The following is a 13768-nucleotide window of genomic DNA, read 5'->3' on the forward strand; positions in this document are numbered from 1 at the left end:
TCTCCTTCGTATGTTCAGTTTATTCCTCTATAGCAGTGGCAATCATGCGAAGACATATTAACTGCACCAGCATCGAAGACACGTGCCCCGATGCCTTTCACCGAGACCCGCGCCACCCTGAGTTTAGAGTGTCCTTCGACGGGCAAGGACAGCGCAAGCATTGCGTTGAGTTGTTCTTATACCTCATGCTTAACATGCGCGCCCTTCGATCTGGTCGATTGGCGGCAGAGTAAGTCTCCGTGCGGAAAGGAAGAACATGAAAGCGACGATTATGGTCACGGATGCCTTCGTCAGATTCCGCTTAGTGGCCATCGTCCCACACAGCCGTCCTCCGCAATCCTGGGAACTGTTTGTCATGACGATTGAACAAGTCGCGGATATTCTCGTTTCCTTGGGCTTCTTGGACTCCGAGGCAGCCGTCCGATTGACAGAAGCCAGCACGACCATCACACCTCAGCTTGGCATCGACACTGTTCCGATGACAGATTTGGTCGCTCTGACCGAGCTGGTGTATCCCGACGCTGAACCCATAAGTCTGGAAGCGCAACAAGGCTATGCGCTTCTTGCGAAGGGTGAAACTACCGAAGAGGCTCTTGCTTCGATGGGCTTCGCCCTGAAGTCGGATGGTTTAGTGCAATGATGCTGATCTAGCGTTGATCGAGTCTTGGTTTGGAGAAGCAACACCGTTGGTCTGTACATCCGATTTCAAAAGCATGTTATGCCGTAGCAGTGCTGATTACAGCCAATCCCAGTATGAGAAAGGCGCATAAAACACTGACCGTAATTCCAATCACACGCTTTCGGCCTTGCGCGTACCAGATCCACATCAAAATAACGGGAATTGTCAGCACCACTCCGAGGAAGGCTGCGTAGGATACGATCCTGGGGGACCAAAAATCTAGTCGAGAATGCCACTGTGTCGGATCGACTGGTAGCCGAGAGCCTAAAAGGATGAGAGGAAAGGTTAGAAGGGTTTGAATCCTCAGCAGAATAACGGCTGTACCTCTTCCAAAGGACGGATTGTCGCCAGGAGTATTCCGCGGAGTTCCAATGACCCATGCCGTGACGAATAGACCGAGCGCGGCAGCCGCTAGGACGATTATCAACAAGTAAGCCATCAAGTGCCCCTTCCCAAGCACCGCCTACTGGCTTTCTTCCCATAGCCATCAGGTATGGTGTCCATTTCCATCATCGGATATACGATCCAGAATCGCAATATTTCGTCTCGTTCCAGTCAGCTCCGCTAACTACACTGGCACGAGCCTTCAACCGCCGCTCCTCCGAGACCCGAAGCAGCTAATCATTGCTTTTAGGGGGCAAGCGGCTTTCAAATTTGCTTCTTAGGGGACAAAGAGGCACAGTGAATACATGATGCGGCTGCGTTCTGTCAGGCTCTTGCATGAGCGAATTAATGACTGGAACACGTATCCATTTACGGTTCCAACGATCCGTACCCTCGAAACGTTAGAGATACGTTCACGAATCTGTTTCTTTGTGGGAGAAAATGGCTCCGGAAAATCAACGCTCCTCGAAGCCATTGCCGACAACTATGGGTTTGGTCGCGAGGGAGGAAGCCGCAACTTTTACCAGACAACATCCAGCAGTTCTGAGAGTACAGCTCCGCTCTCGAAGGCATTGCGGATTTCCTTTACGACACGAACAGGACAGGGGTTTTATCTGCGTGCTGAGAGTTTCTTCAACGTAGCGACATTGGTAGACCAGCTCGGCATCCAAGATGGATACGGCGGTCGCAGCCTGCACGAGCAGTCGCATGGAGAATCGTTTCTTTCTCTCCTTGAGAACCGGTTTCGCCGAAAAGGCTTTTACGTCCTGGACGAGCCGGAGGCAGCTCTTTCCCCACAAAGACAGTTGTCGATGCTGGCGCTCCTGCATAGCCGCTTGGAAGCAAATGACGATATTCAATTCCTGATAGCGTCGCACTCTCCAATCCTGCTTGCTTATCCCGGCGCACAAATTTTCAGCTTCGACGACGGAACCATTCATGAGATTGGGTATAAGGAGACATCTCCCTATCAGGTCGTCAGCAGGTTTCTTGCGCGCCCCGAGGTGTTTCTAAATGAGTTGTTCAATGAGCGCCCTGAGCGTGAATGATGGGCACCCATGTCGAGGATTCCAAATTTGAGCCGCCAGGAGCACATCATGCTGGTCTGTTCTTAGGCCGCATAATGATGTAGTCCATTGCGAAGTCCACGGGATAGCCGTGCTGGCGCACGAGCGTTGCCAGTTGTGCATAGTGTCTGACGGAATGCATGAACAGATGCACGAAGACAGTGTGACGTGGAAGCTCCATCGTTCCGGCGCTTCTCGTCGCAAACTGTATCCACTCGTCCCAAAAACTGTCATCACGATCTGCAACGACCGATAGAACGGACATTGCCTGATCGTGCGTGTGGTAGATCGACTCGGCTGAATCGAAAGGGATGGAATCGTAAGGAGTTTCTTCGACACCTGCAAGGCGTTGAGCATATCGAAGCTCCACGGCCACGATATGCTGTAGCAACTGAGCAACAGTCTGGGTCTCGCGAATATCGCAGGGGAGCGTCAGAACTTGTGGGTGTGCTCGGATGAAGTCTTTCCATCGCTGGGAAACGACATCAACCCATGCTTGTAGCTCATTACCGCTGATCGTAATCATGCGCTCCCGCGCTGCCCCCGGAGTCTTCTTAAGGTCTATTCGACTTCCGCCGTCGCCTGTCGAGCCAGATGGCCCCAGGCTTTCAGCGATACTCCGTAGATCACACTCACGAACAGGCTACACACCGCCGCGATTCCTATCCACACCGCCGTGCTGGGTACGGTTGGGTCTCCCTGCCAAACCCTGCTGAAATTGCCATCATGCAGGATTTGTAAAAGCAATAAAATCAGAAGCGCCACCGGCCCTGCCAATGTGCCCCATCCCATGATGCCCAGGAAACGAATTCCTTTCGCATCTCTCACCTTGATAGCAACGGGGAGCAATACGAGCCAGAGCGGAAGCACGAACAGCAGCGCGACACGGTACACCACATCAATACTGCCGCGAGGCCCTAAGAGCCCGCTCATCAGGACGACCAGCAAGAGACAACATCCGAAAGAAAGACCGGCGCGTTTCCATGCGGAGATAGGCATTGTGTGTACCTTTCCTCTTCGATTGTAAGAACATCCCAGCGCTCTTGACAACAGAACACTGGCATTCTTGTGTCCTTCGGACGTGACGCCCGAAATCACAATTGCACACGTGGTTCCAAGGGAGAAGCTACGCTCCTCACCTGTCGCGCGTGCCATGAAGAGGGGGCACTCAACAAATGAAATGCGGTCATACTGCTTGATCTTGAGTGTCATCTTCATCGCACGACCTCTAGCGTGGGTCGGCAGAAGAATCCAGCAACGGTGAAACGCTCGGATAGCAGAGCAAATAATCATAACTATCAGCCCAATAAATCAGGTTTTTCTCTAGGGGTGTTCGTTTGTCTTCTGCAATTGCATGCAGCGTTGGTCGTAGCTGCTTGAGGTCGTAAAGCGTGGCTTCACTTCCTGAGAGGCTTGCAAGAAGTGCGAAGGCCAACTCATCCTGGCGTTCGTCGGCCTCGAATGTCTGCCCGGCCAGATGTTCCTTGCCACCCGCAGCAAACACGCCTACGTTGACCACCGACTGGCCTTGAGCAAGTGCCCATTCGCCCACAAAATTGCCAAGGGTCGATATGCCGCGTGCGTCCAAACCGCGATGCAGATGATTCCGTCCAAAGCGAAGCAGAATTTTACCCTGTGGATCGTGTTCACGATGCCGCAAGAAAAGCTCTTTCATGACTCGCTCACGTTCGTTCGACGCTTCGTATCGCGTGTGGGGGTCGGAACGAAGGCTTTCAACCTCCAGTGTGTTCAAAGTGCTTTCCCAAAGGGAGGCCCCGCCTATCAGAGCGTCTTGTTCTGGATGGTCTGATTTCGCTATTCGTAAGAGTTCCGGAGCAAGTTTGCGAGTGTAGCCGTGAGCGATGATCCCCTGCATGTTACGGAGGCCAGCATCTGCGGGATTCAGCAGGGCCATCTGTCTGATGAGCTGGCCCGGCTGCATCTCTTCAATGTCACATCCCCAAAGAACAGGCTCTTGTGAGGTTTCCACGCGATGCATATCCGCGGCTTGCTGACGGGTCCACAGGCCGGGAACAGGAGTTGTGTCCTCTGTTGCTGGCCGCTCCAAATGTGTCGCTGCCCACGGACTCACCTCCGCCGCAATGTGACGGTAGTTCGCTTTCCAAAGCCTCGGCCACAAATCAGACAATAGTTGCGGAATCTCTGTCTCACCGTGAAGCTCTCCAAGAAGGACGTACTGATGCTCTTCCGCTTCTTTGACAAGAACATTCTCGCCACTCGACTTCAAAGGCACGGCATGGGCAATGATGTCCTGTCTGATCGAAGATTCTGTCACTCCTTGAGCTGCGAGGCAGTTGTCGAAACACGGAATAAGTAGCACGTAAGCGAGGCTAGTCATGAAGCGCATGTGGAAGGTACGAAAGGGATGAGGGCTTTGTTCCACGTAATGGTTGATGTGAGGACGACTTGACGCCAGATCCGACTCGCCTAGAGGCAATCCTTACGGCGGCTAAGGTCTATCACCTCGCACGGCCAAAACAGGATTTCCGCGATGCAGTGCTCGAGAAAGGCGTGCGGCATCCTCTGCGTTCGGCGGCTTCACACTGATTGGAAACCATCATGGCAGACTGCTCACTGCGCCTCGTGCCAGGGTTTCGCTCCGGCAATATCCAGCGCGTAGCGGCGCTTCAATTTCATGCTGGCAGCGGAAATGATCGTGCGCAGAGAACGTGCCGTGTGGCCGTGTCTTCCAATCAGTTTCGCTACGTCGCCTTCAGCGACGTGAAGCTGGAGCGTGGTCGTCTCTGGTTCCACCAAAACGTCCACGCGCACGTCCTCATCTTCATCAACAAGCGCCTTCGCAATTTCGATGACGAGAGCGCACATCCTTTCATCTTGCGGCTTCAGTATTGTTTCCGTCATAGTTCACCTCTTGTGATGCAATGGACCGGCAACAACGGAGGAACGCTGGCCCAAGCCTGGAGCGTGCATCGCGGCAACCATGCCAGCGAAGTAATGCAGAAATTGCAGATCCAATCGAGTTCGTTTCGTCGCCATGCGTGCTAACGCATCCTGCCACGTATAAGGCTTTCCATAATGGCGCGTCTCGGTCATGGCAGCGAAGACATCGCAGAGCGTAATGACGCGCGTGGCCTCGGAGACCTGTGTTCCACTGATACCAGCGGGATACCCTGTACCATCCAACCGTTCATGGTGGTTCTGCACCACGTCGAGTACGACGGATTCCGTGATGCCTTCGTCTTCGAGAAGAGAGCGGCCAAGCGCCGGATGCGCGTGGATGAGTTTCCATTCCTGTTCGTCGAGTGCTGTGGGCTTTTGCAGCAACGATGCGGCAATCCGCAGCTTGCCAACGTCGTGCAGCATGGCCGCCTGTGCGAGTAGCCTCTGGTCACGCGGCGAAAACCCCAGATGAGCGGCGAAAGCCACCGTCAAGCCGCTCACCCGTACACTGTGCGCGTACAAGTGTGGATCATGCAGCTTCAGGCGCTCAGCGAGAGTAGGGACACGAGCTTGTATACCGGAAGTGTGGTGACGAGGGATCAATCTCAACTCCTCTGTGAGCGGGCGGGAAGAAATCTTGCGGTGCGCCCCCGCAAATCTGCCCTAAAACCCGTGGTCGGGGAGTTCGAAAGCCGTTACCACACGGCTCCTGTAACCTTTAGCTTTAGGGGCCTGGACATACGTCACAGGCTCCCCGACCGCAAAAGGTCGTAGGGAGTTCCTTCAGCACGCTCGGCAGCGTGCGTCTGTGGTAAGGGGTTTCGACACCCCAGGACGGTGCGTGCCCGTCCCATCTTCCATCATCCCTTGAAAAGCCGCCGTATGGCAATGCCTGAACGCAGGTGAAACGGGTGACGGTAGCGAAGACAGAACAGGTGTGCGTGCCGATCCACGGCGAGATTTACTCGCTATTCGGTGGCTTGTTGAATTCAGAGAATGAATTAGCTAGGAAGCGTTCCGAGTCGAACGTTGGCGTCGGCGTTCACGGAAACGGACTGCGAATTCCCCTGCTTCCTTATGAGGCCAAAGGTACTGCATACAAAAGATCGACACCGCAAGTTGGAATAGGCAGATCGTTGTCGCCCCCAGCGTGAAATGCGTAGCGGGAGGACGTGCAATCCAGACCATTGCCCAGCATGTTCCAACGACAAAGACCAACGTATTGAATATGCGCAAGAGCATCGCGATTCGTGCTTAAAAGATACTCCAGTTACAAATCCACAGTTCGTCGACTTCAAAACTGACCCCAACTGCTTTCTTGCGGGAGGAGGTCTCCTGCCCGCGCTGCGACCGCTGGCGCGTTCTCCGCTTCCCACCTCGGCGGCCTGTTCCTGCCGCAACGCGACCCTGCAAATCATGTGCGCTGACGCGCACGAATAAGGAAACCAGACCTTGGCTGAGGGCTCTGCCCTGGCGCGGCGCAAGGGGTTTCCCCATAATTTTTCGTTCCGAAAAATCACGCGATAAAGCCGCGCCCTCGCAAAAGCCTCGGGTGGGAGATACCCGCTCCCCTTGCGCCTTGCCGCCCCGCCTTCGCCAGGAGGCGTTCGGCATGTAGGTACATGCCGCGACGGCATGAAAAGCAAAAGCAACCGCAAAGGAGAGACCCACCATGAACAGCGCAGCCAGCACCAGCCACAACACCGAACAGCAGCAGCCCAAGACGGCGAAAGAAGTAATCGCCGCCAACGTGCAAGCCCTCATCAAGCAGCTAGAGGCCGGACACAGTGACGCACTCACGGCTTATCTGAACGCGATGAGCCGCTTTCATAACTACAGCTTTGGAAACATCCTCGAAATCGCACGACAGAAGCCCGACGCCACACAGGTAGCCGGGTTCTGGAAGTGGAAAGAGCTTGGCCGCTCCGTCAAGAAAGGCGAGAAAGGTATCCGCATCCTTGCTCCCATCGTCGGCATTCGCCGCAAGAAGGACGAAGAAGCCAAAGCCAGCAGCGACCTTGCCGCTATCAACAAGCCCGTATTGGTTGGCTTTCGTTCTGCCTACGTCTTCGATGTGTCGCAGACCGAAGGCGCGGAGCTTCCAGCGATGCGCCAGATTTCCGGCGATGTTGGCGACAACCGCGACCGTCTTGTTTCATTCATCGAACGGCAAGGCATTGAGCTTGTCTTTACCGAACGTATCGCGCCCGCACTTGGCATGAGCTACGGCGGACGCATCGCCATCCTGCCCGGTCAGTCCGAGGCCGAAGAGTTCAGCACCTTAGTGCATGAACTGGCGCACGAGATGTTGCACAAGGCCGAGCGGCGCACGGCAACGACCAAGGTAGTGCGTGAGACCGAGGCCGAGGCCGTCGCATTCGTGATTGGTAGAACTGTAGGTCTGGAGACAGGCAGCGCATCCGCTGACTACATCCACCTGTACCACGGCAACGCATCCTTGCTGGCCGAATCCTTGGAAGTCATCCAGCAGACCTCCGCTGTCATCCTTGCCGCGTTGCAGTCCAGCGACGAGGAAGAGACGACCGCCACCACCGACGAGCTTGCGGAGGTGGCCGCATGAAAACCGTTCTGGAGCTTATCAGGAAGGCCGGGGGATGGCATCCCGGCCTGTACCTCAAGATCGACAACCCGCCGTACATGGAGCTTGTCATCGAGGCGATGGACGAGTCCGGACCCTGCGGACTTCCGGCTGTCTCTGTCGCTCACTACGGCGAACAGAACGGCGATGCCATGCGCGACCCGGAGATGTGCTTCGAGCTTGGCTTGGCGGGAGGACCGCACCTGACGGCTTTCTACTACCGCAACGATTACGCCGGAGTCGAGCAGTGGAGCCGCTTCATTCACGAGGGCATGTACGCCTTTCACACCGAGCTTCACCGCGAACACGAACGTTTCGCGGCGCTGTGGGACAAGAACCTGAACGCGCAGCGATTCCTAGATGCCTTCACGGACAAGTGCATTCGTGGCTAGTCCGCTCTCTTGGAGCGGATGCCCCACCTGTGCCGCTCCCCGACCATCATCCCTCAACCGCTCGAAAGGAGCACACCATCATGGAAACGCAAGTTATCAACGCCACCGAATACCGCAATGTCTCGCTGTCTCTCTTGAATGAGTCGAAGACTAACCCGCGCCGCACCTTTGAGGAAATTGCCTTGAAGGAGTTGGCAGAGTCCATCCGCAGCCAAGGCGTTCTCTCGCCCTTGCTCGTCCGGCCTGTCACCGAGAACGGCTTCGAGATCATTGCAGGAGCGAGGCGTTACCGCGCCGCGCAGATCGCGGAACAGTCCACAGTACCTGTCCGAATCGTCAACCTTTCGGACGCCGCTGCGTTAGAGGCTCAATTGGTTGAGAATTTAATTCGCTCCGAGATTCACCCAATGGAGGAAGCGCAGGGCTTCCGCGCCTTGCTGGACTTGGAAGACCCCAAGTACAGCATTGAGCAGATCGCCGCGAAAGTTGGCAAAACTCCCGCATTCGTGGCGCAGCGACTCAAGCTGTCTGACCTTGCTCCCGTTGCCGTGGAAGCCTTCTATGCGGATGCCATCGGCGTAGGACATGCGATCTTGCTGGCGAAACTGCCAGCCGACCAGCAGGAACACGCTCTCAGGGCTTGCTTCAAAGAGGTCTACAACGGAGGCGAGAAGCCTACCCGCGTCCTCCTGCCTGTCCGCAATCTTCAGTTTTGGATTGCGACGAACGTTCTCCTCATCCTCAAGGATGCGCCCTTCAACAAGCGCGATGCGCAGCTTGTGCCTGCTGCTGGCAGTTGTGCCGATTGCCCCAAGCGTACCGGCCATAACAAGCTGTTGTTTGGCGATGACCTCGGCAAACAGGGCGACCAATGCACCGACCCGATCTGCTATCAGGCCAAGGTAGAGGCGCACGTCGCCAAGACCATCGCTGCGAAACCGGAGCTTGTACAGATCAGCACCGCGTATGGTGTGCAACAGGAAGGGAATCCCGTCCTGCCGCGCAACAAGTACATCGCCATTCGAGACGACCGCCCCAAGTCCAACGACGAGGCGAAGCGTCCCGAGTTCAAACAGTGCAAGTACACCACAGAGGCCATCATCACCGAGGGCAGCGATGTTGGCACCATCCATAAGGTGTGCGCGAACATGAACTGCCCTGTGCATCATCCCAAGCAAACCAGCGGACGGGATGAGGCGAAGTGGAAGGCCGAGCAGGAGAAGCAGCGCCGCGACCAAGCCATAGCCAATGCGACAGGGTTGCGTGTCCTCTCTGCCATCGGTGCCGCCGTTCCGGTTCGGTTGCTCAAACGCGATCTTTTCTTCGTGCTGGAAAAGTTGGTCAGCATCTTGGATGAGCCGCGCATCGAGACACTGGCACGGCAGCATGGCATCCGGCAAAAGCGCGATGAGGGAGGCATTACGAAAACGCTGCTGGCCTTCATGCGCCGCGCCGATGAAGGTACGTTGTCCCGGCTTATGGTCGAGGCGACGATCCTTCTAGTTGCATCCCGTCATAACGGAACGAGTGTCCTCAAGGACGCCGCTACGCTGTACAAGGTAGACACCGAAGCCATCGGCCAGAAGGTGAAGCAGGAGTTTGCAGCCAAGGCCAAGGCGAAGAAAGAATCCAAGCCCGAAACGAAGCCCACACCAAAGGCCAAGAAAGCGGCCTGAACGACTCGGGGTATCGAGGGGCGGCGCTGGCGCCGTCCTTCGTCCTTTTTGGCCGCCAGGAAGAACCCGCTTCGGTTTCTCCCTGGACCCATTTCCCGCTACCGGCCTCCGCTCGCCGGCTGCGCGGCAAAGAGTCAAGTTCCTCCTCTTTGCATTCTGTCCCTTCTCGGACATTTGAGAACGACTGGTCATCGAAGCAAGCACTAAGGATGTGTCAGCAATGCAATCGCCCTTTGGTAAGCCGAGCCTTTGGCCTCATCTTCTACGCGGGAGGAAACGGCGAAGTCCGGTGTGAGTCCACTCCCTTTGTTGAAACGAACCGATTTTGCGCTCTCCGCGCTCGCTGCTGGAATCACAATGCCCGCGTTCTCGTTCAAAGCGACATAGGTTTGAATTTGTCCTCGCCCATAGGTTTTTGCCCCGATGAGGCGAGCGCCGGTCGTATCGTGCAGGCCAGCGGCGAGTATCTCGGCAGCGCTGGCCGTGCCCTCGTTGATGAGAACGACGAGTTGCATGGCTTTGAACGGCGTGTCTGACGCATGTATCGGCTCTTTCGTACCATCGCGTCTCACCTTCCATCCGAGCGTGTGATTCGTGAAGGCGCTTCCAGCCACCGCCATCGCGTCCAGATAGCCCCCAGGATTGTTGCGCAAATCAACGATGCACTTTTCGATTCCATGGGCCTCCAGAGCATTGACGGCCTGACGTACCTGTTTTCCTGAATCCGATGTAAAGAGCAGCACACCGATATATCCCAACGGTTGCTTGTCTGCTACAAAGGTGCGCGACTCGACGGCTTTTTCGGTCCAAGTCTGTTTCGCTACTTGCACGCTAATCTCTCTCTTATCGCGCCGAATCGTTAGATCGACCTTGCCGGAATTTCCCCGAAGCATCGCCATCACGTCCTCATGGATCAATCCGCGTGTGGCTCTTCCGTTGATGCTTACAATCACATCTCCTGGCCGTAATCCGGCCTTGAACGCTGGGGAGGTCACGAGAGGGGTGACAATCTTAGCTTCGCCGGTCGCCGGATCAATGGTGACTGCGAAATCCACTAATCCGATTCCGCGTTCGCTGCCCGCAGTCTCCGCTTGCATTGCGTTCATTTGTTCTGATGTGACGATGCGGAGGTCTCCATCACCGAGTCTCGCTAATTGTTGATCCATCGAAGAAACCGTGGGATTGGGATCACGCACAAGATCGGCGCGAAGGCGCTGCCAGGAAGCGGTATCGGCAAAGAGATAATTCTGGTCGATAGCATCGACAACCTTTGTCGATAGGTTGGCCGTTCCGGTCGAAGGAGGCTGCATCAAGGCCGATGCCAAAACCAAATTGATCCACATACACGTTCCTTTCAGCGGCACTACTCTGTGCGTAGCGAACGCACTGGATTGATGGAAGCTGCTCGTCGCGCCGGAAGGAAGCTGGCTACCAAGGCGACGAGACAAACGACAGCGGCGACTCCGACATAGGTTGCTGGATTGGTGGACGTGACTCCGTAAAGAAGGGTCTTCATGAATCGAACGGCGATTAAGCCGAGTACCGTCCCGAGAACTACGCCCGCGAGGGTCAACGTGATGCCTTGCTTGAGTACCAGCGCGAGGACGCTCTGACGGTCAGCTCCCAATGCCATGCGAATCCCGATTTCCCGATACCTTTGCGCTACAGACTGAGCCATGACGCCGTAGATACCGATAGCAGCAAGCAGCAACGTCAGCCCTGCGAACACGGTTAGGAGCCGCGCGCGGATTCGCGGTTGTGTCTGGAGTCCCGCGACCATCTCTCCAAGAGATTTGACCGCGCCTACCGGCAAATTGGGATCTTGGCTCCAGATCGTTTTCTGTATGGCGGCATCCCCGAGTGCTACGCCCGGTTGTGTGCGTACAACAAAGAACATGGTGGTGTAGTCGGAATTCGCAAAATACTGGTGAATCTGTTGCTGTTGGTAGTCCGTGTAAACCTCCGGGCGGGACTCCCACGCAATCTGGTTGTAACGAGTGGACTTTGTGCTGGCCACGATGCCAACCACTTCGAGCCACGGGTTTTTCTGCGTTTCGGGGTCTTTCGGGTCTCCGATGCGGATGTGCTCGCCAATCGGGTTCTTGCCCGCGAAATATCGCTGCACGGCTTCTTCGTTGATAACGGCGACCGGGCGCGTCGCCTGCACGTCGGAGTCCGCAAAATCCCGGCCTGCGACCGTCGCAATTCCCATCGCTTGGAAATATCCCGGTCCTACGGTGATTGGAGTTGCTTGTGGCAGATGCTCTGCCGTGAGATCGGCGCGGCTCTCGATTTGAAATGGGTCGGTTCCGGCGTCCGACAGGCGAAGGAAGTAGCTCATCCCCACAGAATCCACGCCGGGCAGGGCTCTAAGGCGCTCGGATAAGCGATCCGCAAATTGGGTGAGCTGCGTGTCTGAACTGTACCGCTTGTGCGGCAAGGCAAGGTTGATGACGTGGGTATCGGCGGGATTGAACCCAAGAGGCTGAGAATTTAGCCGAAGGAAGGTCGTCAGCAACAATGAAGCGCCGATCAAGAGGATTACGGAGAGGGCAATCTGCGTCAGCACAATGATGTTCCGCGAGCGCAATTTTCCGGTGGCGGCAGATGCTCCAGAGCTGCTCGACCGTAACGCCTGATTGACATTGAGCCGTGACGCCCGAAACGCCGGGTAGGCTCCGAAGATCAGGCCGGACGCCACTGTGAGGAGCGCGGCTACAGCCAGAACCGGCAGGCTGACGGTGATTGGCTGCGCTGGAAGCGATCCAAACGGATTCCAGGCGACAAAGCCCCGCACCGAAGCAAAGGCGATCAATAGTCCCAGAGCGCCGCTGATTCCGTAGAGGACCAGGTTTTCCACGAGTAACTGGATGAGAAGACGACGGGCGCTCGATCCAAGAGCCGCACGAATGGCGAACTCTTTTTCTCGTTGTATATTTCTGCCAACGATGAGACTGGCGGTGTTGGTGCAAGCGATCAGAAGTAGCAATCCCACAGCTCCGCCAAGGACGAGAAGTGATGCTCGAACTTCGCGGGTATTGTCTTGTTGCAGGCTTGAGAGATAGGCAGTCGATTTCGGAATGTCTGGATAGTGCCGATCATTTTCGGCCTGTAGCAGAGCGATTTCCGGTTTGGCCTGCGCGATAGTGACACCTTGATTGAGCCGTCCGATGATGGCAACGGCGGTCACCGAATCCTGTTTGTACTGTGGGTCTCCCGCTTGGATCAACGTCCACACATCAATATCATGCGGCTGGTCGAGAACGCGGTAGGAGAAGCCGGGCGGGAGGATGCCGACGACTTTGAATGGCTTCTCATTGAGCGTCAACGACTCGCCCAACACGGACATGGACTGATGGAATCGTTGCGTCCACAGAGCGTAGCTAATCACCGCGACAGGCGGACCAGTATTGTCATCGTCCAGAAAGAGCCGCCCCCGAAAGGCCGTAACTCCAAGCGTGTTGAAGAGACTATTGCTGGCGATTCCTCCATGCAGGCTCGCGGGTTCACCGCTTCCGGTCAATGTATATCCTCGCTCGAACGAAGCGCCTAAAGACTGGAAGGAATGGCTGCGTTCACGGAAGTACAGGTAGTCGCGCCAACTGAAGTAGTACGCCGGTTCATTTGGGACATCCGCCGCTGCACGCCAGAAAATGACGAGCTGTTGCGGGTTCTTCAGCGGCAGCGGTTGAATGATCCAGGCATTCAGGATCGAGAAGATACCGGTTGTCGCTCCGATGCCGAGGGAAAGCGTCAAGATGGCAACGGCAGCGAATCCTCGATTTCGCAGAAGTTGACGAAGTGCATAGCGGACGTCCGCGAAGAAGCTCTCCAAGGTCAGAGCAGCATCTTCGGCAACAATCTTCTCCTGCATTACTGCCGGGTTGCCAAACCGTAGAAGTGCATCGCGGCGAGCCTGTTCAAGAGTCATCCCCGCCGAGATATTTTCCTCTGTGCGCATGTCGAGGTGGGAGCGCAATTCGTCCTGTATCTCCCGCTCCAGGTTCCCGCGAGAGAAGAGATTCGAGATACGGCGAAAGATCGACATT

The 13768-nt window shown here is 55.9% G+C and carries 12 protein-coding genes; 5 read left to right on the top strand and 7 right to left on the bottom strand.

What is annotated here, in order from left to right:
• Window positions 1-256 precede the first annotated feature (256 nt).
• Window positions 257-640 (top strand): hypothetical protein, encoded by a 384-nt coding sequence (locus tag D0Y96_RS00690; protein ID WP_117297254.1) that lies wholly within the window; start codon window positions 257-259, stop codon window positions 638-640.
• Between the two features lie 728 nt (window positions 641-1368).
• The gene (locus D0Y96_RS00695) at window positions 1369-2112 is read left to right on the top strand and encodes an AAA family ATPase (RefSeq protein ID WP_117297258.1); all 744 of its coding nucleotides are present in this window, start codon (window positions 1369-1371) and stop codon (window positions 2110-2112) included.
• 46 nt (window positions 2113-2158) lie between these two features.
• On the opposite strand, the gene D0Y96_RS00700 is transcribed toward D0Y96_RS00695, so the two are convergent.
• The 5 genes from D0Y96_RS00700 to D0Y96_RS00720 all read right to left on the bottom strand — a co-directional run bounded on the left by D0Y96_RS00700 (window position 2159) and on the right by D0Y96_RS00720 (window position 5661).
• Entirely contained in the window at window positions 2159-2656 is a 498-nt protein-coding gene (locus tag D0Y96_RS00700) for a DinB family protein (protein ID WP_117297260.1), read from the bottom strand.
• Between the two features lie 35 nt (window positions 2657-2691).
• Window positions 2692-3348, bottom strand: a complete 657-nt coding sequence (locus D0Y96_RS00705; protein ID WP_117297262.1) for a hypothetical protein — start codon at window positions 3346-3348, stop codon at window positions 2692-2694.
• Window positions 3349-3358: 10 nt separating this feature from the next.
• Window positions 3359-4426: a hypothetical protein gene (locus D0Y96_RS00710; RefSeq protein ID WP_147324875.1), complete on the bottom strand. Its 1068-nt coding sequence runs from the start codon at window positions 4424-4426 to the stop codon at window positions 3359-3361.
• Window positions 4427-4722: 296 nt separating this feature from the next.
• The gene (locus tag D0Y96_RS00715; protein ID WP_199480143.1) at window positions 4723-5013 is read right to left on the bottom strand and encodes a KH domain-containing protein; all 291 of its coding nucleotides are present in this window, start codon (window positions 5011-5013) and stop codon (window positions 4723-4725) included.
• A gap of 3 nt (window positions 5014-5016) precedes the next feature.
• Window positions 5017-5661: an HD-GYP domain-containing protein gene (locus D0Y96_RS00720; protein ID WP_350448934.1), complete on the bottom strand. Its 645-nt coding sequence runs from the start codon at window positions 5659-5661 to the stop codon at window positions 5017-5019.
• A 1063-nt stretch (window positions 5662-6724) separates the two neighbouring features.
• Between D0Y96_RS00720 and D0Y96_RS00725 the strand changes: the two genes are divergently transcribed.
• The 3 genes from D0Y96_RS00725 (at window position 6725) to D0Y96_RS00735 (ending at window position 9719) form a co-directional block, all read left to right on the top strand.
• Window positions 6725-7633, top strand: a complete 909-nt coding sequence (locus D0Y96_RS00725) for an ArdC family protein (protein ID WP_117297269.1) — start codon at window positions 6725-6727, stop codon at window positions 7631-7633.
• Complete coding sequence (locus D0Y96_RS00730) at window positions 7630-8043, top strand: DUF6908 domain-containing protein (protein WP_117297271.1); 414 nt, start codon at window positions 7630-7632, stop codon at window positions 8041-8043. The genes D0Y96_RS00725 and D0Y96_RS00730 overlap by 4 nt, the downstream gene beginning before the upstream one ends.
• A gap of 80 nt (window positions 8044-8123) precedes the next feature.
• Window positions 8124-9719 (top strand): ParB/RepB/Spo0J family partition protein, encoded by a 1596-nt coding sequence (locus D0Y96_RS00735; RefSeq protein WP_117297273.1) that lies wholly within the window; start codon window positions 8124-8126, stop codon window positions 9717-9719.
• 203 nt (window positions 9720-9922) lie between these two features.
• Here D0Y96_RS00735 and D0Y96_RS00740 read toward each other — a convergent pair whose 3' ends face one another.
• Window positions 9923-11062 (bottom strand): S41 family peptidase, encoded by a 1140-nt coding sequence (locus tag D0Y96_RS00740; protein WP_117297275.1) that lies wholly within the window; start codon window positions 11060-11062, stop codon window positions 9923-9925.
• Window positions 11063-11082: 20 nt separating this feature from the next.
• Window positions 11083-13767 (bottom strand): ABC transporter permease, encoded by a 2685-nt coding sequence (locus tag D0Y96_RS00745; RefSeq protein ID WP_117297277.1) that lies wholly within the window; start codon window positions 13765-13767, stop codon window positions 11083-11085.
• Window position 13768 lies beyond the last annotated feature (1 nt).

This window comes from Paracidobacterium acidisoli (genome assembly GCF_003428625.2).
GTDB classification, from domain to species: Bacteria; Acidobacteriota; Terriglobia; order Terriglobales; family Acidobacteriaceae; genus Paracidobacterium; species Paracidobacterium acidisoli.